Source organism: Nitrospinota bacterium (assembly GCA_016235255.1).
GTDB lineage: Bacteria > Nitrospinota_A > UBA7883 > UBA7883 > JACRLM01 > JACRLM01.
On the sequence record JACRLM010000054.1, the window covers coordinates 15,383 to 40,354 of the forward strand.

General features: G+C 57.0%; 25 protein-coding genes. 21 read left to right on the plus strand and 4 right to left on the minus strand.

Features of this window, described 5'->3' with window-relative positions:
- Positions 1-11 precede the first annotated feature (11 nt).
- The 16 genes from HZB29_06870 to HZB29_06945 all read left to right on the plus strand — a co-directional run bounded on the left by HZB29_06870 (position 12) and on the right by HZB29_06945 (position 16,185).
- The gene (locus HZB29_06870; protein ID MBI5815319.1) at positions 12-1,370 is read left to right on the plus strand and encodes a sigma-54-dependent Fis family transcriptional regulator; all 1,359 of its coding nucleotides are present in this window, start codon (positions 12-14) and stop codon (positions 1,368-1,370) included.
- Between the two features lie 315 nt (positions 1,371-1,685).
- Entirely contained in the window at positions 1,686-2,786 is a 1,101-nt protein-coding gene (gene dnaN, locus HZB29_06875; GenBank protein MBI5815320.1) for a DNA polymerase III subunit beta, read from the plus strand.
- Between the two features lie 3 nt (positions 2,787-2,789).
- On the plus strand, positions 2,790-3,203 hold the full coding sequence (locus HZB29_06880) for a hypothetical protein (protein MBI5815321.1): 414 nt from the start codon (positions 2,790-2,792) through the stop codon (positions 3,201-3,203).
- A 16-nt stretch (positions 3,204-3,219) separates the two neighbouring features.
- On the plus strand, positions 3,220-4,020 hold the full coding sequence (locus tag HZB29_06885) for a gamma-glutamyl-gamma-aminobutyrate hydrolase family protein (protein ID MBI5815322.1): 801 nt from the start codon (positions 3,220-3,222) through the stop codon (positions 4,018-4,020).
- A gap of 125 nt (positions 4,021-4,145) precedes the next feature.
- A complete protein-coding gene (locus HZB29_06890) occupies positions 4,146-4,673 on the plus strand; it encodes a prepilin-type N-terminal cleavage/methylation domain-containing protein (protein ID MBI5815323.1) in 528 nt (175 codons plus the stop codon).
- Positions 4,670-5,965: a PilW family protein gene (locus HZB29_06895; protein ID MBI5815324.1), complete on the plus strand. Its 1,296-nt coding sequence runs from the start codon at positions 4,670-4,672 to the stop codon at positions 5,963-5,965. Before HZB29_06890 ends, HZB29_06895 begins: the two co-directional genes overlap by 4 nt.
- Positions 5,966-5,968: 3 nt before the next feature.
- Complete coding sequence (locus tag HZB29_06900; protein MBI5815325.1) at positions 5,969-6,787, plus strand: hypothetical protein; 819 nt, start codon at positions 5,969-5,971, stop codon at positions 6,785-6,787.
- A 40-nt stretch (positions 6,788-6,827) separates the two neighbouring features.
- A complete protein-coding gene (locus HZB29_06905; protein ID MBI5815326.1) occupies positions 6,828-10,871 on the plus strand; it encodes a PQQ-binding-like beta-propeller repeat protein in 4,044 nt (1,347 codons plus the stop codon).
- Between the two features lie 34 nt (positions 10,872-10,905).
- The gene (locus tag HZB29_06910) at positions 10,906-11,421 is read left to right on the plus strand and encodes a GspH/FimT family pseudopilin (GenBank protein MBI5815327.1); all 516 of its coding nucleotides are present in this window, start codon (positions 10,906-10,908) and stop codon (positions 11,419-11,421) included.
- A 118-nt stretch (positions 11,422-11,539) separates the two neighbouring features.
- The gene (locus tag HZB29_06915) at positions 11,540-12,229 is read left to right on the plus strand and encodes a YggS family pyridoxal phosphate-dependent enzyme (protein MBI5815328.1); all 690 of its coding nucleotides are present in this window, start codon (positions 11,540-11,542) and stop codon (positions 12,227-12,229) included.
- Positions 12,229-13,041 (plus strand): pyrroline-5-carboxylate reductase, encoded by an 813-nt coding sequence (gene proC, locus HZB29_06920; protein ID MBI5815329.1) that lies wholly within the window; start codon positions 12,229-12,231, stop codon positions 13,039-13,041. The genes HZB29_06915 and proC overlap by 1 nt, the downstream gene beginning before the upstream one ends.
- Positions 13,042-13,067: 26 nt before the next feature.
- Complete coding sequence (locus HZB29_06925) at positions 13,068-13,373, plus strand: YggT family protein (GenBank protein ID MBI5815330.1); 306 nt, start codon at positions 13,068-13,070, stop codon at positions 13,371-13,373.
- Between the two features lie 4 nt (positions 13,374-13,377).
- The gene (locus HZB29_06930) at positions 13,378-13,668 is read left to right on the plus strand and encodes a YggU family protein (GenBank protein ID MBI5815331.1); all 291 of its coding nucleotides are present in this window, start codon (positions 13,378-13,380) and stop codon (positions 13,666-13,668) included.
- A 59-nt stretch (positions 13,669-13,727) separates the two neighbouring features.
- Positions 13,728-14,108 carry a DUF3568 family protein gene (locus HZB29_06935; GenBank protein MBI5815332.1) on the plus strand — a complete coding sequence of 127 codons (381 nt, stop codon included), beginning with the start codon at positions 13,728-13,730 and terminating at the stop codon, positions 14,106-14,108.
- A complete protein-coding gene (locus tag HZB29_06940) occupies positions 14,105-15,037 on the plus strand; it encodes a sugar phosphate isomerase/epimerase (protein ID MBI5815333.1) in 933 nt (310 codons plus the stop codon). The genes HZB29_06935 and HZB29_06940 overlap by 4 nt, the downstream gene beginning before the upstream one ends.
- Positions 15,001-16,185: a glycosyltransferase family 4 protein gene (locus HZB29_06945; GenBank protein ID MBI5815334.1), complete on the plus strand. Its 1,185-nt coding sequence runs from the start codon at positions 15,001-15,003 to the stop codon at positions 16,183-16,185. The genes HZB29_06940 and HZB29_06945 overlap by 37 nt, the downstream gene beginning before the upstream one ends.
- A gap of 22 nt (positions 16,186-16,207) precedes the next feature.
- On the opposite strand, the gene HZB29_06950 is transcribed toward HZB29_06945, so the two are convergent.
- Both HZB29_06950 and HZB29_06955 read right to left on the minus strand, forming a co-directional pair.
- A complete protein-coding gene (locus HZB29_06950; GenBank protein MBI5815335.1) occupies positions 16,208-17,818 on the minus strand; it encodes a GAF domain-containing protein in 1,611 nt (536 codons plus the stop codon).
- Complete coding sequence (locus HZB29_06955; protein MBI5815336.1) at positions 17,809-19,266, minus strand: response regulator; 1,458 nt, start codon at positions 19,264-19,266, stop codon at positions 17,809-17,811. Before HZB29_06955 ends, HZB29_06950 begins: the two co-directional genes overlap by 10 nt.
- Before the next feature lie 113 nt (positions 19,267-19,379).
- On the opposite strand from HZB29_06955, the gene HZB29_06960 reads away from it, so the two are divergent.
- The 5 genes from HZB29_06960 to HZB29_06980 all read left to right on the plus strand — a co-directional run bounded on the left by HZB29_06960 (position 19,380) and on the right by HZB29_06980 (position 23,542).
- Positions 19,380-20,525 carry an LptF/LptG family permease gene (locus tag HZB29_06960; protein ID MBI5815337.1) on the plus strand — a complete coding sequence of 382 codons (1,146 nt, stop codon included), beginning with the start codon at positions 19,380-19,382 and terminating at the stop codon, positions 20,523-20,525.
- 1 nt (position 20,526) lies between these two features.
- Positions 20,527-21,123 carry a phosphatase PAP2 family protein gene (locus HZB29_06965; protein ID MBI5815338.1) on the plus strand — a complete coding sequence of 199 codons (597 nt, stop codon included), beginning with the start codon at positions 20,527-20,529 and terminating at the stop codon, positions 21,121-21,123.
- A 61-nt stretch (positions 21,124-21,184) separates the two neighbouring features.
- Complete coding sequence (locus HZB29_06970; GenBank protein MBI5815339.1) at positions 21,185-21,652, plus strand: hypothetical protein; 468 nt, start codon at positions 21,185-21,187, stop codon at positions 21,650-21,652.
- A gap of 262 nt (positions 21,653-21,914) precedes the next feature.
- Positions 21,915-23,024 (plus strand): hypothetical protein, encoded by a 1,110-nt coding sequence (locus tag HZB29_06975; GenBank protein MBI5815340.1) that lies wholly within the window; start codon positions 21,915-21,917, stop codon positions 23,022-23,024.
- Between the two features lie 170 nt (positions 23,025-23,194).
- Positions 23,195-23,542: an STAS domain-containing protein gene (locus HZB29_06980; protein ID MBI5815341.1), complete on the plus strand. Its 348-nt coding sequence runs from the start codon at positions 23,195-23,197 to the stop codon at positions 23,540-23,542.
- A 408-nt stretch (positions 23,543-23,950) separates the two neighbouring features.
- Here the strand turns inward: HZB29_06980 and HZB29_06985 are convergent, their stop codons facing one another.
- The gene (locus HZB29_06985; GenBank protein MBI5815342.1) at positions 23,951-24,289 is read right to left on the minus strand and encodes a P-II family nitrogen regulator; all 339 of its coding nucleotides are present in this window, start codon (positions 24,287-24,289) and stop codon (positions 23,951-23,953) included.
- Positions 24,290-24,439: 150 nt separating this feature from the next.
- The gene (locus tag HZB29_06990) at positions 24,440-24,943 is read right to left on the minus strand and encodes a DUF3299 domain-containing protein (protein ID MBI5815343.1); all 504 of its coding nucleotides are present in this window, start codon (positions 24,941-24,943) and stop codon (positions 24,440-24,442) included.
- Positions 24,944-24,972: the final 29 nt, after the last annotated feature.

Genomic DNA, 24,972 nt, shown 5'->3' on the forward strand with positions numbered 1-24,972 from the left:
AATCATCAGACATGGACAACCAGAAAATACGCCTGCTAGTGGTGGACGACGAAGACGCATTCCGGGATCTTCTGGTGCGCCGGTTCGACCATTCGGAATTTGAAGTGGCCGGCTGCCCGTCGGGCGAGGCGGCGTTGACCCTCGCCAAGACCAGGCGGTTTGACGTGGGTGTGCTGGACATCAGGATGCCCGGTATTTCCGGCATAGAGCTTCTGCGCGAGATCAAGACCCTTCAGCCGGAGTTCGAGGCGATCATACTTACAGGTCAGGCCACCATTGACTCGGCCATCGAGGCGATGAAACTTGGCGCGTATGATTACCTGGCCAAGCCTTGCAAGCTTCTGGAGCTGGAGATGATCCTGCGCAAGGCATACGAGAAAAAAATGCTGTCGGAGCAGAACATACGGCTCCGGGCGGAAGTGAAACGCCGGATGGCCGAAAGGCAGCTTGTGGGATCGTCCAAGGTGATGGCCAACTTGCGCGGCCAGATAGCAAAGCTGGCGCCCCTGTCCGACCCTATCCTCATCGTCGGCGAGGTGGGATCGGGCAAGGAGATCACGGCGATGACCATCCACAGCCAATCGCCAAGAAAGGACTCCCCTTTCGTCACGCTAAACTGCGGCGTCATCCCCGAAGGGATGCTGGAGGTGGAGCTTTTCGGTCATGAACCGGACGCGTTCATCGGCTCTTCTCGCGTTCGCAAAAGGGGACTTATAGAAATGGCGGAAGGCGGGGCGCTGTTCCTGGACGAGGTGGAGCAGCTATCCCCGGCGATGCAGGTGAAGATACTTCATTTTCTGGACACGGGCGAATTCCGCAGGCTGGGAGGGTTTGACGATATCCCGTCGGACACCAGGCTTTTCCTTGCCACCAGCGACAACCTGATGTCCCAGTCAAAGCGTTCCAAGCTTCGCGAGGACCTTTATTACAAGATATCCACTTTCAGCATCAACGTGCCGCCGCTGCGGGAGCGCAAGGACGACATCCCGGAGTTGGCCGATTACATCATGTCCACCACCAGGATCGGCGCCGGGCCGGCCAAGAAGCTGTCCAAAAAAGCGCTTGAATCGCTGATGGACTACAACTGGCCGGGGAACGTTCGCGAACTTGCCAATGTGCTGGAGCGGGCGATGAGCCTGACGCAGAAAAACGTGATCCAGATGAAAGACCTGCCGTTGAGCTTCGAGAAAAAATCGAAGACGAACAAGAACCGGCATCTTCTGAGCCTGCCGGAAATCGAGCGGGAGCATATTCTTTTTGTCCTGGACGCAGTGAACGGGAACATTTCAAAGGCGTCGAAGATTCTGGGAATCAGTCGGCCCAAACTTTACCGGAAAATGGAGAAGTACCGCTCCAGCCCAAATGTATGAAAATACAGATGGAACGAGATATGACTCAAAAAGGGATGTGATTGTAACGTCATAAAGCAAAGTTGGCCTGCGCCAGGCTTAAAGCGCATCCCTTGCCATTGAGCCATTCGCTTTTCTGTCTGGGCATATAACCAGTAAAAAACACGCAATTTAGTGCGTGTTCAGCTTCTTGGTCCACATTTGAAGGGTCGTTGACACAATATGGCAAAGTTGATAATCTTTATGGACTTTCGCATAAGTAGCAACACCGCGAAAGATTGCGGTATAAACCGCAATATTAATATTTAAGTCTGGTCATTGGGGAGCTTGCAGCCTATGGAATTTACTATCGGCAGGGACGAGTTCTATAAAAGCCTTCAAAGAGCGCAAGGGTTCGTGTCCCCCAAGGGGCCAATGCCGATACTCGCCAACGTTTTTCTCGAAGCTTCGGATTCCGCGATCACGCTTTTCGCGTCGAACCTGGACATCGGCCTGAAAGGTTCGTACGACGCGAAAGTTTCCAAGCCCGGAAAAGTGACTGTGCAGGCCAAGAAGCTCCATGACATAGTGCGGACGCTTCCCCCGGAGGAAATCCTGGTGAAGGTGGACGAGGACGAAAGGCTCCGGGTGATATGCGGCAAGTCCAAGTTCAACCTGGCCACGATAGATCCTGACCAGTTTCCGTCGTTCCCCGAATATGACGAAAAGACGCTCATCGGGCTGGACTCTGAAATGGTGCGTGAAATGATAAGCAAGACCAGCTACGCCATTTCCCATGACGAGACGAGGCTGACCCTGAACGGAGCGTTTCTGGAGGTGGCCCCTTCGAGGGCGAGGATGGTGGCCACGGACGGGCACAGGCTTGCGTTTGTGGAGCGGGACGGCGCCTTCAAGGTGTCCGAGCCGGTGAAGGTGATAATCGCGCGCAAGGCGGTGGGTGAGCTTCAAAAGCTGGTGAGCGAGGATGACGAGCCGTTGCAATTCGTGCAGCGCGAGAACCACGTGATATTTAAAAAAGGCCGGCAGACGATGGTGGTGCGCCTTATCGAGGGGGCCTTCCCGAATTACGAGCAGGTGATACCCAAAGGGAGCGCCCGGCAGGCGACGATAACCACCGCATCCTTCACGGACTGCCTGAAGCGCGTTGCGACCATGGCGGACGAAAAGTCGCACATGATCCGGATGGGATTTGGCGAAGGGAAGGTGGAGATGTCCTCCGAAGGCGGGGAGCTTGGCGAGGCCAGGGACGAGGTGGAAGCGGAATTTGCCGGAGAATCAGTGGAAATCGGGCTTAATGCGGAGTATATAATAGAAATGCTAGGCGCCATGGGGGCCGACAAAGTTGCCTTGAAGATGCAGGACGCTTTAAGCCCGCTTATGGCCGTGGTTCCGGAAGACAGTGGTCTTATTTCCATTGTTATGCCCATGAGGCTTTGATAAATGGCCAATAGCGCGTCCCAAGCCAGGTCTGAATATCTGCAGGAAATCCGGCGCTGGGCCATGACCATGCTGGAAATCCTCAGGCCGTTGCCGGCCAGCGCGGAGAAACAGGGGCTGATCCTGCAGGTGGACAAGCTAAAGGACATGTACAACCTGACGGACCGCGACCTTCCGGCGTACGCGGGAGCCGTGGCGGTGCTCACCCAGAAGGCAACGAACCTTGTGCAGGGGGAAAAACTCCCGATAACATATTCAAAGGAAAAAATAGCCAGCCTGGTGAATTCCGGACTGTTGCGAAGGCTCCTTCTGGAAAACCCGATTCTGCTGGCGCAGGTCAAAGAGTTCATGGACGTAAGTTCCAAGGCCAATCCCGGTTCGTCCACTCTGGACATGCTCTCCAAATCCGGCCACTGAAATAATTCCCGCGGCGATGTCCAAATCGGCCTCTCCCCTGATCGGAATCACAGTGGACACCAATTACGGCTCCGAAGACCGGGAGATCCAGTCCGGCCTGAATCCCCGGGGGCAGTCCGTTTTCTGGCTGAAAAAAAGCTATACCGACGCCGTTGAGAAATCCGGAGGAGTTCCGGTGCTCATACCGGTGGTGGCCACGCCCGCGATAATGGACAGATATCTGGAGATAATAGACGGGCTGATAATTTCCGGCGGCGAGTTCGACATTGATCCGAAGCTGTACGGGGAGCGGAAAATTCCGCTGTGCGGCGCGTTAAAGCCGGACCGGACGTTGATGGAGATGCGGCTTTTGAAAAAGGGACTGAAGATGAAGATGCCGGTGCTTGGCGTCTGCGGCGGCCACCAGGTGATAAATGTGGCGTTCGGCGGTTCGCTTTATCAGGATATCCCCTCGCAGGCCGGCGGCCCGGTGAAACATGAGCAAAAACCGGTTCCGTCCACACAGGCCAGCCACGATGTGGAAATTGCGGAGGGGACTCTTCTTGCCGCCGTCATCGGGGCCAGAAAGATCAAGGTGAATTCAACCCATCATCAGGGGATCAAGAAGCTTGGGCGTGGCCTTTGCGCCAGCGGCAAGGCGATTGATGGGCTTGTGGAAGCCGTTGAACGCAAAGGGGATAAAGGACCTTTCCTTTTGGGGACGCAATGGCATCCGGAGCAGCTTTATAACAAGGACCAGGCGAGCAGGAAAATCTTCAAAAAGTTCATGGAAGCCTGCGTGGTTTTCAATTCATTGAAAACCAAGATAAAAAGATAGCGGATTAATTCGAAAAATCCGTATTTTTCAGGACAATTGTCTATACAATCCCGCCGTAAAGGGGCTATATTAGACTTATCCCCATTCCCCGCTGGAAGTGTAAACTTCGATAGCGAGGGCCGAAAATGCCTCACGCAACATGTTATAAGCTGTTGGGCGGAGGTCTGCGCCGGAGAGTCCAGGCGCCACTTAAAGGCAAATCCGGGCTGACCCTTATAGAGATACTCATCTCCATTGTGATACTTGCGGTGGGCATTCTTGGTGTCACCGCCATGCAGACGGCATCCATGGGGGGCGAGCTTTTAAGCCGCAACCTGGACTCCTGCGTGAACACCGTCTCCGACGCTTTGGACCGGATCCAGGTCAACGCCGAAAATATCAGCGAATATAAAACCGGCGGAGCCCTGGTCATCGATCCGCAAAATCCCTCACCGCCAAGCGGGACCACCGCGCTCAACGATTATAACGCCATCATGGCCAAGATGGCCGACGTCACAAGCGGCGGCATGCAGATGCAAAAAGCCAAACTTACCATCACCTTCCAGAGCGACTTTCCATTGGCCGGGGTGGACAGCGTGACGGCCTCCATGACATGGGACAGGAAAGGAAAGACTGAAACATGCCAGGTGACAAATTTGGTGTACAAGCCATGAACACACAGAAAATGACTCGCGGATCACGGCCATCCGGGCGCGGAGGATTCACGTTGATCGAACTTTTGATCGCCTCGGCGATAGGGGCGATAGTGCTTGCGGGGGCGGTGCAGATGTTCCGCAGCAACAGGATAGCGTATGACATCGTGATTGAAATGAAGACCATGGAGGAGAACGGCCGCGTGGCGCTGGACATGATCTCCCGCGATTTCCGTTCCGCCAGTTCGCTTTGGCCGCTGGACAACCAGGACGGTGCGTATGCAACCTCCCAGGCTTCCCTTGGGGTCAAACCGGGGACGGATATTGTGGAGATATTCGCTTCGCTGCTTTCGCAGCCGATAAAAGTCCCGTCGGGAAATTTCAACGACGCGGCGGCCAACTTGCAAGTTTCATCCGCCGGGCTTGTGGGGCTGCCAAATTACAGCACGGGTCTTCCCAGTAGCCAGGTTAGCGGCGTATTGGAGCCTTATAACGTGCTTATATACGATTGCTCGGCCCCTTCAAATAGATGCTCACAGGACATCACAAGCGGCCAGTTCAACGGCCAGTCGGACATAAGGATAAATTACAACCGGGGCAACTCCTGCGGAGACGCCACACTTTACGGCAAGGCGCCGGATGTTGAGCCAGCCACCATGTTCGCCAGCGTTTTCTCCGATGGCCAGGCATGGGCGGCCGCTGGCGGTGGCGGCGGTGGTGGCGGCGGCGGTGGCGGCGGCGGTGGCGGCGGCGGTGGTGGTGGTGGCGGCGGCGGCGGCGGTTCGGCAACGACAGATTGCTCCGGCCGCAACACTCCTCATGAATGCGGGTGCGTGATCACGCCGCTTAGCGCTGGTTGCACAAACGCTCCGGCGTCGTCGAACACCACACAGATATGCGTTAACATCGGGTGGGACGTTTACTATTACATAGACAATTCGGACGCAAACAATCCCCGGCTGGTGCGCTATGTGGTGGACCGCAACGCGGCCAGTTCAAACAAAAAGGAAGTGATCGCCAACTATGTGGAAGATTTCCAGGTGGTATTTGGCGAGGACACGGACGGCGACGGCATAATAGCGGCGGGCGAATGGGGAAACAGCGCTACGGATCCTTCTAAAGTGCGCATGGTCAGGGTCAGCGTGATGCTTGTCTCGCCCAAAGCGGGGCAGAAAACGGTGACCCTTCCCGCGCTTGAAAACAGCGCCATTGTGCAACCGACCGTTTCGACTTCGCCGTACTATCCAAATGGCGCTTATCATCACCGGAGGGTCTTAAGCAGGACCATCCGGCTCCGGAACGTGGGAGGCTAGACCATGAGAAAGATCAATTCAATGACAATAGCCGGCCGCGGCCTTGGAGACAGAAGCGGAGCCATACTTGTGGCGGTGCTGCTTTTGCTTCTCATGGTGACCATATTGGGCGTGTTCTCCGCGACGCGTTCATCCATGGAGCAGAGGATTTCCGCCAACGCCAAAAGCAACACGACCGCCTTTTTTGCGGCGGAGGGGGGGCTTAACCACGCCTTTATCGTGGCCAAGTCCATGCTCGACAGCAGCATAAACACCGATGTGACGAACATAACCAGGAGGATGAGCGGAGATCCGGCTGTCTGGAGCTTTTTGCTCAATCCCACCGGCGGCGGCGCGGCGGCCACCAACTATTATTGCGAAGGGTGCGACGGCACAACCGAGAAAATGGTGAACGGCGCGTGGATCGGCGGCGGAGTGACGGTGGTAAACCGCACGTTCACCGACGGCAAGCTGGACATCACCTACACGGTGACGGCCTGGAACAACGATGAGACCGGCACGGTCCTTTCCCCGTGCCCTAATCCGACACCGCCGGGATATTCGCTGTCCGGAGGTGATTGCTCCTGGACCGCCGCCGCGAGCATGAGCACAAGCGACGCGGACGGGATAATAATAATCCGCTCGGTGGCCCAGGCCAAAGTCACCGGCACGGCGACAGTAGTGGCCGAAGCTGTGCAGCAGGCCTCCATTTCGTCCGCCGCCTCCAAGTCCGGCGGGCCGGAGGGGCTTGGAACATCGTTTGCCAACGTCGGCAAGACTTCGACGGCGACCGACACCAACGAAATAGCGGCGGGAGACCTCGCGGCGCCGCACAGTTTGTAAGGCCATATGAAACGGCTTGAATTATTCAGGAGAAACGGCGATGAGCAGGCGTGAAGGCGTAATGGGCGGCTGGCGGACTTTTGGGTCTGCGCTGGTGTTCATGGCGGCGTTGGCGGCGATGGGGCCTTCCCAAAGCGCATTCGGGCAATCGCTGCCCACAGGGTGCGTGGCGGGCGGAGCCACGTCCGTTTCCACAGGGGCGTTCAACGCCACCAACTTCAACCTCACGGGAGTAGGCGTGTCCGGCACGGGGAGCCTGCAGCTTCAGACGGGAAGCGCGCGCCTGGACCCGAACAACATCATCATCCCCTTCGAGCAGGACGTTTCATCGTATTTCATATATGAGGCGGCCGGGCATATATCCTCCTTCGGATGGGTGATAAAAAGCCTGGCGGAGACGCAGCTTGTCTCCTATTGCTCCACGCACGCCTGCACCAACGCCTATGTATCGCCTTTGACCACGTCCATTGATTTCCGCGACCTGCTCAACGCGCACAACGCCTATAAGGCCTCGACGGGGCAAAACCTTATCAACTACATGTTCCCGTACATCAAGGATGACACCTCCAGCAACGGCATTTTCGACGCCTTGTATAATCCTGATACGCCGGTGATCGCCACATCCAATATTTCTTTTACAAGCACCCTTGGAAGCCAGGCCTCCACAGAGGCGCAATATAAATACGACTCCGCCACGCAGAAGGGGGGATTCGACGTCAATAACGACGGCTCGCTGACCCCTTATGACACCAAAAAATACATGGGGCATTTCGCCGGCGGCACGGAGATCGTCTATTTTCTGAACGACAACCGGTGGTGGGGAAGCACCTGGTATTCGAAATACCAGTGGAACCAGTATAACCCCACCGCGTCGCCGTACACCAAACAGGCGGAAAAATTCTCCCCTTCGGCCACCGGTGGCAACAACTGTGCCTGCAACAGCGGTTGCGGCGTGGGCACCACTTATTACAAAGGGACTTTCCTGCCCACGTCCACATCCGCCACCGATCAGATGACCCTGGCGTTCCGGCTGGACAAAAGCCCTCCGGAGAACAGCGCTTGCACAAACGTGCAGTGGGGCAGCGCCACCACCGCCACCCCCTGGTGGAAACAAGGCCTGATACCGGACAGCGCGGCCACAAGGCTTTCCACATACTGGGGCATCACATTCACGGGGGAGACGCCGCCGATAACATATGTGAAAGACCAGAACTTCAACCACTTTGTGGTCGTGGCGCCGCCGACCCAGGCGTTCCGCTGGATCATGGGGGTGGAGGACTGGCACGGGACGGAAACAAGCAACGACTATGACTTCAACGACGTGGTGTTCCTTATGGAACGCAAGACAGGCGGCATGGCCCAGCTTACTTCCGCCCAGGCTTTAAGCCCGGCGGACGCTTCGGCGTACATCACGTCGGTCACTTTCGGCGTGCATGACAAGATGCCAACATGCAGCGGCAAGGCCTCATCCATCCGCTATTACATCTCGATAGACAACGGCGGGGCATGGGTGGAAGCGAAGGACTGGGACATCATAAGGACCCCGGGCAAGAGCGGAACATCCGTGACGGGATGGGTTTTCGGCACGCCTGAGGAGACGTTCCGCCAGTCAACCATCAATTTCTCCGAGCTTGGCATGACCGGCAGGCAGCTTATATGGAAGGCCGAATTCGTGTCGCAGGACGACGCGTGCCAGCCGGAGGTGATAGACATGGAGATGTCCTACAACGCGGCGAAGAACCAGACCTTCTCCCGCTCGGCGGCCACGCCTCTTGGCAACGTCATGTACACCGCCAGTTTCGAGACTCCGGCGGCCACATGGACGGACAAGGATTTAAGGGGGCATTTAATATCCGAACGCATCTATGACCCGACGAATCCCACCGGCGGTTACAGCGTGGTCCAGAACTGGGACGCGGGCTCGGTGATGACGGCGGGCAGCCCCACGACCCGCAATGTGCTGTACCCTGATATTACTATCAGCACTGTGACCGACTCCACAATCGGCTCCGGCGACGGAGTCACCAAGACTTTCACGGCGACGCTGGCTCCGGGCAAGATAGTTTATTCCACGGTGTCCATCACTGATGGGATGGAGACTTTCCTGGACAAGCACACCACCAACCTTGAAGGGAGCCTTACCGGAACAGGGACGATAAACCGCTATTCAGGCGCCGTATCAATAACATTCAACAACGCCCCGCCAGTGGGGGCGCTGGTGAAGGCCACATACCAGTACTATACGACCTCCCCGGCGATGAAGGGCTTCTCCTCAACTAACCTGGACTACCGGGCCATGGCCATCGACAGCAGCTATTACTACGACGGCACAGGCTTCCACTACACCTATGATTTCGACGGCAACGGCAAGACCCTGACCACCGACGGCACCATAGAGTCGGACGCCGACTGGCTGGTGTACTGGGTGCGCGGCTGGAGGAACGGATCCACCGCCACCACGAAGAAAGACTGGCTGCTTGGAGCCATAGACCACAGTTCGCCCGCGGTGATCGGCACTCCGGGCCAGCCCTCATGGTATTATGGCACCGATGTGGCCCAGACGGTAATAGACTCGTTTGACGCCTGGCGGTGCAGCCAGCGAACCCGCAGGTCGGAGGCGTATGCCGGTTCCAGGAGTGGGATGCTGCACTCGTTCTATGCCGGGGAGTTCCGCCCGTACTATGTGGACGAAAGCAAGATCACCGGATGCACCACGTCGTCCACGAACCTTAAAAATTTCAGGGACGCAATAAACCCGAACACGATAACCACGGGGAGCGGGGCCAAGTATCCTTATTACAAGACCCCCACAAACGTGGACATAATCATCAACCGGGGATATTACGACTGGAGGACCAGGAGCGGGACCACGCTTTCAAACGGCACGGCCCCCAACTACGGCTCCGGATCGGAAACATGGTCGGCCATACCACTCGACCAGCTCGCCAAGCTCAAGTACAGCAAGCTTAAAACGGAGGAAGCCGCGTTTGTGGACGCGTCACCGGCGATTGCATTCACCCAGTTCGCGGACAGCTCCTGGCACGCGGTGGTCATCTCCGCGGAGGGGAATGGCGGCGACCATATATTCGCCCTGGACGTGACGGACCCGGTGACTCCTACTTTCCTCTGGGAGTACGCCGATCCGGACCTGTTCCGCTCGCGCTCGTCCCCTTCAATGGGTGTGATAGGCAGGCTGTTGACGGCAAGCGGGCCGAAGTGGGTTGTGTTCTTCGTGTCCGGCATAAACAGGGACCCGGCGGCCAACGCCTCGATATACATGCTTGATATCCAGACTGGCGCGCTCATAAAACGAATCTATCTGGATTCGGCCGGGACATTGGGCGTGGGCGCCACTCCAAGCGGCCAGCCCGCGGTCACCGATTCTGACGGCAACGGATATGTGGACAGGATGTACATCGGCACTGACAAGGGATTTATGTACAAGATCACATTGCCGGACAATCCGAACTCCGGAGCTGGCGACGTGACCGTGTGCACATTGTTCGACACCGCCTTCGGCGGCGGCGGGCGCCAGCCCATATACGCTTCGCCGGCGTTGTCCAACCAGAACACGTACAACGCGGACGGGACCATGAGCTATAGCATCCTCGTGCTTTTCGGCACGTCCGACAGCCCGTACTACACGGACGACACCGCGCAGACATACTGGTTCTACGCAGTGGCCGACACTGCGGCCAAGGGGGTATGCTCCGGCGGCTCGCTCAAGTGGAGCATGCAGCTGCCAGCCGGCCAGAGGGTCTTCGCCTCGGCTTTCGCCACGGCCGGCAGGGTCTATTTCGGCACGTCCACGGCGGACACCGAGGATCCGTGCGCCCCTTCAGTGGCCGCGGCCGGCACTGGAGTGGGGACCTTGTATGCGCTTGACATCGGCACCGGGTCAACCATTTATTCCGAGGCCACCGGCAACATCATTTCCCAGCCCGTGGTGGACGACGAGCATCTATACTTCAAGTCGAACACAGGCCAGCTTCAGGGGCGGGGCGGCAACACGTTCCAGAACCTGTTAAGGTCCGGAGGAGGGTCAAATGCGCAGATGGGCACTTGGCGTGAAATCACCCAGTAAAGGGCGCCCCTTGCGCGGGCGGGGCGGCTTTACCATGGTGGAGCTGATGATCGTCATTGCGATCATCGGGATACTGTCGGGTTTGTCCACGATAAGCATGAGCCGCGCCTTTCCCAGGCTGCGAATGGAAGGGGCGGCAAACGAGGTGAACGCGCATATGCAGTTCGCCAGGTTCGAGTCGGCCAGGAGGAACAGGCCGGTGATCGTGCGGTTTGACAGCGTTGGCAGCGACACTCTGTCCGGCGTGTCGGTGTATGTGGACGAGAACCGCAGCGGATCTGTTGACGGGGCGGACACTCTTGCCAAAAGTATCAACATCCCCGCCAAATATCCGAAAGCGTACATACTCTCTTCCCAGGACGGTTCCGCGACGGCCGTGTCAACCGTCGTATTTGGCTCGGACGGGTCCATCAAGGGAATCAACGGGACAACTTCCAGCGGCACAATGCCGGTGAAAATCACGGTGGACAGCCAGGTGACAACGTCGCCGAGCCAGTACCGGGTGGACGCGGGAAGGTCGGGGATAGCGAAAATAGCAGCTGTTCCCTGAAGGACGGAGCCGCCACGCCATAAACCATCGGCCGCCGCCCGGCCATGCTTATCCGGTATGGAAGAGCGGGGTTTCCATTTGAATCACCGCCCCCGTTGCGCTACGATGAACCACAATGATCGCGATAGCCGGGAATCTCGCGGCCGTGCGCCGTTCCATAGCCGAAGCGGCGGCAAGAAGCGGCCGCTCGCCTGAGTCTGTGACGCTGGTGGCGGTGACAAAGGCTGTGGGAATAGAAGCGGCCTTGGAGGCGGTCAAGGCCGGCGCGATGGATCTTGGCGAGTCCCGGGTGCAGGAAGCCCGAAGGAAACATGACGCCATAGGCGCCGGGGCCGTCTGGCACATGATAGGGCCGCTTCAGACGAACAAGGTGAAATACTGCCCCGGCCTGTTTTCATTGATCCACTCGCTGGACAGGATCGAGCTTATCGTGGAGCTTTCACGCCGTTTCCAGAGCGCGGGCGTGGTGGCCGAGGGGCTTTTGGAGATAAACGTATCCGGCGAGCCCGGGAAATCCGGGTGCGCTCCGGAGCGGGCGGTTGAAATTCTCAAGACGGCGGCGGGACTTGGCGGCGTGAGGATCAGGGGGGTGATGACTGTGCCCCCATACAGCGAAGACCCCGAAAACTCCCGCCAGTATTTCAGGCGGCTGCGTGAAATGTCGAAAGAACTGGCCAGCCTTGGACTTGATCACGTGAGCATGGATATAATATCCGCTGGCATGTCAAACGACTTTGCCGTGGCGATTGAAGAAGGAAGCACCATGGTCCGGGTGGGCACGGCCATATTCGGCGAAAGGAGCCGGTGATGATAGGGAACAGGAAAATAGCTTTTATCGGCGCGGGCTTTATGGGTGGCGCCATTATCCGGGGGCTTGTGCGCGCAAAATCGGTCAAGGGTGAAAGCCTGATGGCGGCGGACCCGCGGGAGGGGGCCTTAAAAGAGCTTGCCCGGGAGACGGGGATAAAGGTGACCACGGACAACGCCGAGGCCGTATCCTTCGCCGATATAGTTGTGCTGGCCACCAAGCCCCAGGTTTTGAAAAGCGTGGTGGAGCCTTTGGGGCGCAAGATAGGCAAAAAGAAACTGGTGATATCCATCGCCGCGGGAGTCCGCGCCGATTCGCTGCTTTCATGGATAGGTTCCGGGGCGCGTGTCGTGCGGGCCATGCCCAACATGCCCGCCACGGTGGGCGAGGGCGCCACGGCCATATGCCCGGCGGGCGCGGCGGACGCGATGGACATAGCTTCGGCGCGGCTGCTTTTCGACTGCGTCGGCGAGACTGTTCTGGTGGACGAGAAAATGATGGACGCGGTGACCGGCCTTTCAGGCTCCGGCCCGGCGTTCGTTTTCATGTTTTTAGAGGCGATGATAGACGCCGGTGTGCGGTGCGGCCTGCCGAGGGACGCCGCCCGGGCCCTTGCCGCCCAGACCCTTTACGGCGCCGCGAAGATGGCCAAGACCGGAGGCGAGCATCCCGCCGCGCTCAAGGACAGGGTCACATCGCCCGGCGGCACCACCATAGCCGGCCTTGCCGTGCTGGAGGACGAGGGGTTCCGCGGCGCGGTGATAAGGGCCGTGGAAGAGGCCGCCGGAAGATCGCGGGAACTGGGCTCATAACCGGACAACAGGAGGAAAAGGATTCGATGTACGTCCTTGGCAATTTCATTCTGGCGGCGGCGCAGGTGCTGAACATAGCGCTGACTTTATACATGTGGATCGTCATAATCCGGGCGTTGATCACCTGGGTCAATCCCGATCCGCACAATCCCATCGTCACTTTCCTGCGCCGCGCCACGGATCCCGTGCTCGAGCCTATATCAAGGGCGCTGCCGCCGATGGGGGGGATGGACTTTTCACCGCTGGTCCTCATCATGGCCATTTACTTCATCCAGACTTTCGCGGTCAGGACCCTTATGCAGTTCGGATATTCGTTAAGCGGCTCGATGTGACCGTATGGCGCTTTCGGTGAAGGCGGAGGGGGGCGGGTCGAGCTTTCGCGTTCACGTGGCTCCGCGCGCGTCAAAATCGCAGATCGCCGGTGTTCACAACGACGCCCTGAAAATACGCCTTGCCGCACCACCGGTGGACGGAGCGGCCAATGACGAACTGGTAAAATATCTCGCCAAACATTTCGGCGTGCCGCGCTCCGCGGTGGCGATAATCTCCGGCCACGCGTCCAGGAACAAGCTGGTGAGGATCCAGGGGGTGGCGCCCGGCGACGTCCTTGCCGCCGCAAAAGCATAGCCCGCCGGCCCCGCCGATTTGCTATATTGTTACCGGAAACAAATTATCGGACGGAATCCATGAAAAAAATCCTGGCGCTTCTTCTTGCCGCGCAGACGCTCACCGGATGTTTTTGGCTGGTGGCGGGCGGGGCCGGGGCCGCGGGCGCGTATGTCTGGAGCCATGGCAACCTCACCCGGCACTACCAACAGCCGTTTGAGACCACATGGGAAGGGACCATGCACGCGTTGCGCGTGATGGACCTGCCGGTGGTGGACAGCAAAAAGGACAAATATGACGGGGTCATCAAGGCCAAAATGCCCGGCGGCAGGGACAAGCTGATAGTCAGCCTCGAACGCTGGACGGACAGGGAAACGAGGGTGACCGTGCGGGCCGGGGCCTTGGGGGACAAGGCGTTTTCCGAGAGGGCGCACGAAGAAATAGCCAAGGCATTAAGGTGAATCAGGCGCCTGTCGGCGTTTCAACCTGCTGGCTGTCGCGCTCCGTCACGGACGGGGGGCAGATCGCCCGGCGGCTGAAGGACATCGGGGCCACCGCCGCCGAGCTGGACTTCAGGCTTTCCCGCGCAACACTGGACCAGGCTGTGGAGGCTTTTGCCAGACTAGGCGTAAAAATCCTTTCGGTCCACGCCGTCTGTCCGGCTCCTGATAATAAGACGGCCCGCAATATCGCCGAGAGGGCCTCGATCAGCTCTTCCGATGAAACGGAGCGCAAAACCGGGGTGGAGGACGTGATTTCCACCATGCGGCTTGCGGCGGGGCTTGGGGCCAGTTGTGTTGTGGTCCACTGCGGCAAGACGCCGATGGAAAGGGTGACGCCGGCGCTACAACGCATGTTCGATGAAGGAACGCTCGGGGGGACGGACGGGGCGAAGTTCATCAACGATATTAAGATTAAGAGGCTAAGGTCCCGAGGGGCCACTTTTGAAATGCTCATGCGAAGCCTAAGCGAAATAGCGGAGGCCGCCGAGGCGCTGAACGTGAACGTGGGGCTGGAGAACAGGTATTACATGGAGGAATACCCCAATTACGAGGAGCTTGCCGTGATATTCCAAAGGCTGGAAGGGAGCCGCATAAGATACTGGCACGACACGGGCCACGCCCAGGCCCAGGAGAATCTGGGACTGATTTCGCACGAGGCGTTGCTAAAAGAATTTTCAGGGGTGATGGAGGGGATGCACATTCACGACGTGCGCGGATACACCGATCATTACGCCCCCCCAGCGGGAGGCGTGGACTTTGGGATGGTGGAAAAATATACAAGGCCGGACACCATGCGCATACTTGAACTGCGCGGGGACGTTGGAGAACGTGAAGCGGCGGCGGGGCTTGAATGGATCAAAGCCAGACGGACGGAATGCAAGCCGTGAACGTATTGTTCGACCTGCGGCCGCTGCAAGGCGGTTTCAAGGCCCATAAAAAACGAGGCATCGGAGTTTACGCAAGAAGCCTGGCCGCGAGGCGCCTCCTTGCCCCGGGGAATCTGTCCATTTCCGGTTTCCACGATCCATGCTTCGAGTCCGCCGAGGCTGAGGCGGCCGGTTCCGGCGCCTTGGCCATAGGTCCGCTCACAACTTTCGCCCGTGTAAACTTCAAGGAGTTCTTCACCCAGCATCTATTCATGCGCAAAGTCATCGAAAAACACGCCAGGGCAGCCAAGGCTGACATCCTGTTTTTCCCCACCCATCTGGACGTCCCCATGGGGCTTGGGGCGCCATATGTGGTGACGGCGCACGACATGATACAGTCCGCCCTCAAGGAGCGCTTTTATACGTCGTTAAAACACCGGCTGCACACCGCGGCGCAGGCGGCCGTGTTGCGTGGCGCAAGGCTGGTGATCGCCGTGTCCGAACACACGAAGTGGGACGTTGTCAAATACGCTGGGGTGGATCCGGCCAGGATCGCCGTGGTCCACAACGGAGTTGATCCCGTGTTCCGCCCCGGGGTGATGGCGGACCTTTCAAGGTTCAAGCTTCCCGACAGATTTATCCTCAACGTGGGGGGGATTGATTGGCGCAAGAACGTGGACCTGCTCCTCCACGCGTTTGGCAGGCTGCGGGAAAAAGAGCCGGACGTATATCTGTTGATGGCGGGTGATATCAAGGGGGACCCGCAGTACGCCAAATTCACCGCCCGGCTTGAATCAGAGAAGCTTGACCGGGCCGTGATCGAGCTTGGATATGTCGCCGCCGAAGAGCTGGCTGCGCTGTACGGCAAGGCCGCCGCGTTTTTCTATCCAAGCGTTTACGAGGGATTCGGTCTGCCGGTGCTCGAAGCGATGGCCTGCGGGACGCCCGTTGTCTCCACCAATCTCACCTCCATCCCGGAGGTGGCTGGGTCCGCCGCCATACTCCTCGATCCGTCCGCCAAAGAAGATTTCGCCGAGGCTCTCATCCGGCTGGTCCGGTCGCAAGACGAGCGCGGCCGCCTTTCTCAGGCCGGGTTGAGCCGTGCGCAACAATTTGGCTGGGACAAATGCGCCACGGAAACTTTCAACCTGATTTCACGGGTGGTCTAGGAGAAATGCCCGTCCGGGCGCGTCAAAGAGCCGTTTTTTTGTCTTTTATTCTGGCGAGGAACCGGCTGTAAACGTCCTTTTCCTTGAGTATCCTGAAAAGCTCGGCGTCCAGCCTCCCCTTGTCCACTTCGGTCTGCAGGATGGAGTACACCGTGCTCATCGGCATTTGCCTCTTGTATGGCCTGTCGCTCGCTGTGAGCGCCTCGAAAAAGTCCACCAAGGCAAGGATACGGGCCTGGGTGGACATGCTGTCGGCCTTGAGCCCCTTCGGATAACCTGACCCGTCAAGATACTCGTGGTGGCTTCCGGCGTAAAGGGGGACGTTGCGAAGTTTGCGGCTGAACGGGATCTTGTCGAGCATCCGTATGGTGACGTCGATGTGGCTTTGCATTATCTTCCGCTCGTCCTCGGTGAGCGAGCCTTTCCGGATGCTAAGGTTGAAAAGCTCGTCCTCGGTGAGTTTGGGAAAGGTCTTGCCGTCCAGTTCGTAAGTGCCGGCGGCGATTTTCTTGAGCCGCTCTATTTTTGCGTCTTCCATGAACTCGCCGGGATTGTTGCAGGAGATGACAAAGTTGCGCTCTTCGACCAGCGCCGCCAGCTTGTTCTCATATTCTTTTTCAAGCGCATCCACTTCTTCCCTGCCCGCCCCTTTTTCACAAAGCCCGGCTTTCTTGACGGCGCATTCCGCGCGCGCCTTGGAAATTATCAGCTCATACCGTGTACGGACAAGCTCGGACCTGTCGAAAATGGTCTCCAGCTTCACGGACTTGTCCATGATGTGCGTGGGCGAGACTATTTTGCCGATATCGTGCATCCACGCCGCGATCCGAAGCTCGTTCAGCTCATCGTCGGAAAAGGCCGCGCCCCCCGGCTTCCCGTCCGATTCTTCGTTGATTGCGCGGGCAAGCTCCAAGGCAAGCTCCGCCACGCGCCGGATATGGCCGTGGGTGTATTTGGAGCGCGCGTCCGTCGCCGTGGCCATCACCTCCACGAACGACTCGAACAGCATCTCCGTTTCCCTTATAAGGTTCACGTTGCTTATGGCCACCGCCGCCTGGCTGGCCAGGGACTTGGCCAGGCCCACATACTTGTTGTCGAAAGGGATCACATCGCCGGTCTCGTGGTCCTTGGCGTTCAATATCTGCAGAACGCCTATCACGTCGCTCTGGTAGTCGAGCAGCGGGGTCACAAGCATGGAAACGCTGCGGTATCCGGTGCGCTCGTCATATTTTTTCGGCCCGGTGAAATCGAACTCGTCGGACTGGTACACGTCCGGGATGTTCACGGTCTTTCTGGTGATTGCCGCATAGGCGGAAACGAAAGTCGGAGCCATGGGGACGGGAGGGAAGGTGGCGGTGGCGCCTGTCGTCCCGCCGATTGCGATGCCAAGGGAAACGTTCCTGCTTACCGTGAAATGAAGCTGCATGTTCTTGGTCAGGTACAGCGTGCAACCGTCGGCGTTGGTGATCTCGATGGCGGAGTCGACTATTTTCTGCAGCAGGTTGTCCAGGTTTCTTTCGGACGAGAGGGAAATGCCGATTTCGATAAGGCGGCGGGCAAGAGTCACTTCATGATTCTCCGGCTCGTCGCCGTAAGAGTCGAACCGCCGCCGCTTTCTAGCGTCTAGCGCCATTGCTTCATTATCACCGAGATTCTGCCTTCGCGGAAAAGCTCCATCCACGCCTCGATGAGGTCCGGATCGAACTGGGATCCGGACCCTTTCACAAGCTCTTCGTTGGCCTTTTCAACAGGCCACGCCTGCTTGTAAGGCCTCGCGTTGGTCAGGGCGTCGAACACGTCGGACACCGCCACGATACGGGCCGGCAATGGGATGTCCTCGCCGGCGAGCCGGTCCGGATAACCTTTGCCGTTCCACTTTTCATGGTGGCTTCTTGCGATGATGCGGGCCATCTCAAAGAACGGCTTTTTGGGGAGTATGCGCTCTCCATGGGTGGTGTGGGTCTTCATTATGTCGAACTCATCGCTTGTCAGGGCGCCTGGCTTTTTCAATATGTCGTCCGGGACTGAGATCTTGCCCACGTCGTGCATGATGGACGAATACCCGATCTCCTCCACAACGCTGGCCGGCAGGCCAAGCTTTTCGGCCAGCGTGGCGGAGAAGTTCTGGATCCTGATGACGTGGTTGCCGGTGCTCTCGTCCTTTGCTTCCGCCGCCGTGGCGAGGCTGAATATAGCGTCCAGGTTGGCTTCCCGAAGGTCCGCCGTCCGCTCACGCACCCTGCGTTCGAGCACCTCGTTGAACTTGGCCAGTTTTTCCGTGGCCGTCTGCAGCTCGCCATAAAGGTTTTTCACCCTCAGGTGGCTCTGTATCCTGGCGACGAACTCCTCGCTGGAGAACGGCTTGATGATATAGTCGTCCGCTCCCATGTTCAAAAGCAGCTTGATGTTCTCCTTTTCGGAGATGGTGGTGGCCACCACAATGGGAATGAACTGGTATTTCCTGTCGTCCCGGATAAGCTCCACCAGCCGCCGCCCGTCCATGTTGGGCATATTGATATCGGTGATGATCATGTCTATCTCGGCGTGGCGCGCCTTTAGCGCCTCAAATCCCTGCACCCCGTCCACAGCCTCTATCACCGAGTGGCCGTTTTTCTCCAGAAGGTATTTGGTGACAGCCCGGATGGTGCTGGAGTCCTCCACCAGAAGGATGCGGAAAGACTTCAGGGATTTTTCCGCCTCGAAAGTCCTGGTGATGAATTCTGCCAGCGTCCCGGCGGAAAACGGCTTGGGCAATATCTTTACAGTGTTGGACTTTAGCCCGTTTTCCTTGTGCACCCCCAGGTCCACCCCGGTGACGACAACCACCGGAATGTCCCGCGTTATCTCCATCACCTTAAGGTCGCTGATCAGCTTCACGCCGTCAAAACCGCCGATGTACGGATCGATAATGATTATGCTGGGGGGATTTTCACGGGCCATGGCAAGGCCGTCCTTTGCGACGCTGGCGCTTATGGCGGCAACGCCCACGGATTCGAGCTCATCCTCGATAATCATCCGGGAGACGCTGTTATCATCAATGATAAGCGCCGTCCGTCTTTTCTCGGCTTGCTCAGCGTTCATTATCTTGCGAGTTTCCCATTATTCGAGTAAAGTCCCGCTTTCCCTTTACGGGATTCTCACCACTTCTTAACATAATATGCCAGACCAGTCCCATTATGTTATCATCTTTTCGCATGCGAACGCTAGACCGCTATATTTTCAAGGAACTGGCCAAGATTTTCTTCCTGGCGGCCCTTGTCCTGTTGTGCGTACTCCTTCTGGAAAAGGTGAACTTCCTTTCCGGCCTCCTTTTGACCAAAGGCGCGTCATTCGGGGCGATCGGGATGATATTGCTGTATCTGAGCCCGTCGTTTATGGTTCTGGCCGCGCCGCTGGCGTGTCTTATGGCGGCGCTGATGGTCTTTTCCAGGCTTTCGGCGGAGAACGAGATAACGGCCATGAAATCCTCCGGAATGTCCATGGCAAGGATACTTGCCCCGGCGGCGGCCCTGTCCGCGGTCGTTTTCGCCGCAACGCTGTATCTGTCTGTGAACGTTGTGCACGAGGGGAACATAAGGTTCGCCCAGGTGGTGCGCGATGTGCTGGGGGCCAATGTAAACCTCCAGTTGAAGGAACGCAAGTTCAACGAAAGCTTCAACGGCCTGCTGATCCATATAACCGAGAAAAAAGACGGGTATCTTTATGGCGTGTTCATTTCCGACCAAAGGAGGCGTGATAAACCCCGGATAATTGAGGCGAGGAAAGGCCGCCTTGCCGGATCGGACGAAGCACAGCAAGCGGTGATGGAGCTTTCCGACGGCGTCATCCATTCTTTGGACATAAGCGGAGCGTACCAGACGATTTCATTCGGCCAGTACACCCTCCGGCTGGACCTTTCCGGGGAGTACGCAAAGCCGATGGAGAAAGAAATCCCCCAGCTTTCCATCGCCGAACTTGGCGAAAGGATCGACAGGCTGAAAAGTGAAGGACGCGGAGCCTATGCGGAACTTGTGGCGCTGCACAAGGCCTTTTCAGCTCCCGTCGGATGCCTGATCCTCGGTGTGCTGGGAGCGCCCCTGGGCATAATGACCCACCGCCGCGGCTCGGCCGGGGGGTTTGGCATGGGGGTGGTGATGATACTGGTGAACTATCTTTTGTGGATGATAGGGCAAGGGCTCGGCTCGGAAGGGAAACTGCCGCCGGTGATAGCGATCTGGGCTCCAAACATAATAATGGGGGGGGCCTGCGTCTTTCTGGCCATGCGCGTTTCAAAGGATGGCGAGCCGACCATGGCCGAACGATGGATATCCGAGGCGATCCATAAATTATCAAGGAAGTGAAATGCCCGATTATGTTGTGTGGCTGGATGAAAAACTGTTTTTGTGGATCAACAACGGCTGGTCCACCCCGGCGCTTGATTATTTCTTCACGGCCGCGACAATAGCCGGCAACGCCGCTGGATGGTTTTGCCTGGGGCTTTTGTGGACACTTCTTTTCGGCGCTAAAAACCTTAAAAGAGGCGCGGCTGTTTTTACGATAGCGATGGTGGTGGCCGGGCTTCTGATGCATGGGACGAAAGAATTGGCCGGCAGAGACAGGCCTCTGGAACATTTCAAGAAAAAGATCGAGGCGGGAGAAGTGACCGTCAAAGTCCCATACGAGCGCTTGACGGCCAACTCATTCCCATCAGGCCACGCCCAGGCGGCGTTCACAGCGGCCACATTTCTGGCGCTGTACTACAGGCGTTATGGCGCCCTTCTCCTTGGAATGGCGATTATAGTTGGAATATCAAGGATTTACGTGGCCGCCCATTTCCCGGCGGACGTGGCGGCGGGTGCTTTGATAGGGGCGTTTTTTGGATGGCTTGCCTGGAAATTGGATCCGAAAGCGCCTGTATCCAACGTTTTAAAGGAGCCAGCGTCCGAAACAAATGTGTAAAGCCCCGGCGGGGTGTGGCCGATACATATGCTATAATGCAAGATGAAAAAAGGGACATGAAATGAAGATAGACGGCCTTGACCCGCTGAAAAACCTCACAAAAACCGGCTCCGCCAAACCCTCAGAGCCTGTTTCGGGCCAGTCGTTCATGGACGTGCTGTCGGGCCTTACTTCAAAAGAGACCGGCCAGACAAGCGCACCGTCATCTATGGGCGCGCCAATCCCCTTGAGCGGCGTTCCATTCATCGCCCCGGTTTCCAGCGATCTTTCCGCGATAGACGCTTCATCTTTGATGAACAGCCTGGACAGCGTCCTGTCGGATCTTTCGATGTTCAAAAACGCCCTTGGCAACAACCAGATTCCCCTTGAGCGCCTAAAACCGCTTATGGACGAATTGCTGGCCAGAAAAGACGAACTGGTCGGTTTCATCGGCAAGATAGACGACAAGGAGCTTAAGAGCATTGTTTCGGACGCTCTCAATCTTGTGATGGACCAGGCGAACCAGTACCAGGCCAGCTACGCCGCGTAACGGCTTCCCGGTTATAAACATCAATAAAACGCGAATCCGGTTTTTGACCGATGCTTATTTGCGCCCATTCATCCCTGTCCAGATATTCCAGGTGTCACCTCTCCGGGCGCTCACGGCGCAAGAATGCAATTGAAAATACAAAAGATGTGTGTCTAAAATTAAGCCCTTTTCCAATGGAAAAGCTTCAATTGTGAAAGTATGCGCGCCAATTCCCGGCAATACGGAATCTGGCGGAAGCTCGATATCTTGATTAACGGATCTAATGTCAAAATTTAAGTGCCTTTTCGTGGTCAACGGCCTTGGAATGGGCAATTCGACCCGCTGCCACGCGATAATGCAAAAGCTGTACGGCCACGCCGATGTCCACGTGATAACCTCGGGCAACGGCCTTTTGTACATGCGGGAAGTGAAAGAAATCGCCAGCCTTTCCCGGATGGACGGCTTTTTCTACGCCAACGCAAAAGGAAAAGTCAGCGTTGGCAAAACACTCCTGTCCGCGGGGGAATTGATGCGGCTCGCCTGGAGAAAGTCAAACCAGCTAAAAGCGGTGATAGACAAAATAAAGCCCGATCTGGCCGTGTGCGATTCGGAGTATGCGATCCTGCCGTTGAAAAGGGCCGGCATCCCGGTCATCGCATTCAACAATTCGGACGTGGTGACTTCACTGTACCTGGGTGGAAAGAATCTGCCGGGGGACATCCGGGCCCAGTTCTGGGCTGTGGAGATGATGGACTATCTGTTCCATAAATCATTTTTCGACCTTGTGATCAGCCCCTCGGCCGTCAATTTGCCGGTGAATAATGAAAGGTTCCGCAGGGTGGGGCTGGTTGTTCGAAACGAGGTGGAGCATGAGGCGAAGAAGAGCAAAGAGGGGGGTTTTGCGCCGCCGAACACTATGAAAAAAGTATGCGTCATGCTGTCCGGATCGGTGTTCGCCTCGAAATTGGAGGGGGCGCTTAACAGATTGCCGTATGAAGTTGACGTGGTGGGAAGGGAAGGCGCGTCCGAGGGCGCCGTCAAATATCATGGAAAGCTGCTCAACAGCGTCCCGATGCTCGCCAGCGCGGACATCCTTGTGATCAACGGCGGATTTTCCGCCGTCAGCGAAGCGCTGGCCCTGAACAAGCCGACAATTATCATCCCGGTCCCCGGCCACGCGGAGCAATATATCAATGGGACGATCATAGAGAAACTGGGCAGGGGATTCATCGCCAGGGAAACGGATGTCGTCGAACTTTTGGCGCGGCTTCACAATTCAAATTCCTGGGGCGCCATAAAGCCGTGGGGTCCCCATATCGGGATAGATGGCGCGGCGCAAGCGGCGTCGGAAATTTTGAAATTCCATGACCAGCGCAAGCTTCTGGGCCGCTGATTAAAGCCTGCCGCGCAACCCGCCGATTCCATATCTCCGGCGCTTTGATTCCTTGTTAATGCCGTTTTGGGATCGCTCAAAATGCTTGCATGCGGCGAAAATAGAGAATAAAATTCAATTTTTGCCGGAGCGGGGAACCTCCGGTTTTCACCAACATACCCGAGGCCCTGATGGTTATAAGCAAGTTTGTCACCGACGATGGTATCGTGATTTTCAGGTTGAGCGGAAAGCTCATTTCATCGACCTTGGACAAGCTCAAGACCACGCTTGATGGCGCCCTGACAGAGGATGGGTGCAAGATCGTGATCAATTTAAGGCAGGTCAATATCATGGACTCGGTCGCCGTCGGCCTTTTGATCAGCCGGTTTAAGACAGCCGGAAAGAAAAAGGGGTTTCTCAAGTTCTGCGAGTTGCAGCCATCCATCAAAAAATTAATGAGCCTCGCCGACCTGGACAAGTGGCTGGAGATATACGAAATGGAAGAAGAGGCTGTGGCCTCTATGCGCGTTACGGCCTGAATCAATCTCCAATCCACCCGATCCAGTGTCTTAAATCAAGACGCCATTGTGATCGGTTACACTACATCAATAACGCCCGCCATTAACTTAGCCAACAAATAAACAATTGTTATTCAAATAGATAACAATATGGCACGGCTGTTGCAATATTCTTTGCCATGCAACAGTTTGAGGGAAAATAAAATGTCGAAGAATGGTTTGGAAATGGCGGTGAAGGTGTTCGGGATAGCCTCTGTGATCACGATCAACCTGGCGATCGCTTACATAGTAAAAATGGCCTTTATCGGCTAATCGTTGAGTCTGGCCGGGATTAGATATTCGTCCGGGCAGTTACAGAGCCTTTCAAAGACCGTCCGTCTTGTTCCCCTCTCAATTCCCCTCAAGGCGGACGGTTTCTTTTTATAAAAGCTAGATCGCCTCGTCCCCCCGCTCTCCCGTCCTGATCCTCACTATCTCCTCCACAGGGATGACGAATATCTTTCCGTCGCCTATCCTGCCTGTGTGGGCGGAAGATGATATGGCGTTGACCACCTCCTCGACCATGTCATCGCTGATGACTATCTCAAGCCTGATCTTCGGCAGGAAGTCCACCACATACTCGGCGCCCCTGTAAAGCTCCGTATGGCCCTTCTGGCGGCCGAATCCCTTCACCTCGGTGACAGTGAGGCCGTGGACGCCAACTTCGTTTAACTTGTCCTTTACTTCATCGAGCTTGAACGGTTTTATGATCGCTTCGATTTTTTTCACGTGCCTGCGCCCTCGTCAACTGGTTGGTCCTGGCCCGGGTCTTAAGCTCCGGGCCGATTTAATATTGTCTTGCGATTTCCAATTATACCGGAATTAACAGTTCAAGCCATGCGGTCAAAGTCCTTTTTCCGTTAAAAAGCAAGGCATGGGTCAGCCAAGGGTGGCTCCACGCAGACGGTAAATGATACCGTCGGTCATTTCCCTGTCGAAAACCAGCGTTCCCTTTACTGTCACCGGATCCTGGGTGTATGCCATCGCTTCCACCGGCTCCACGAACACCATGGCGTCCGGGCCGGATGGGGGGCAGAAAAAGCATGAAGGGGCGTATTTAGAGACTATCAGGCGCTTAATGCGGGTTCCGGGCTCCATGGGTGTGATAAAGCCGGTCACTTTCACCAGGGCGCCGTTGAGGGCCAGCACACTTTTGTCCGCCTCAACGCTGAATATCCGGTTCTGCTCGGTGACGTAGTTTATTTTGACTTTGGCCAGCGTTTCCCATGGGACGGAGCCCGCCGCAAGGTTACCAAGGTGCCGCCCGGGCATGAGCGCCGCATGCTCTTTTACTGTGACCCAGGGGACGATGAAGAATAGAACAGCCAGCAAGATCAGGCTTGCGATGTCCCGTTTTAGCGGTTTTCCGGCTCCTTCTTTCATAAAAAGACGCCGGAGTATCGTTAGCAATC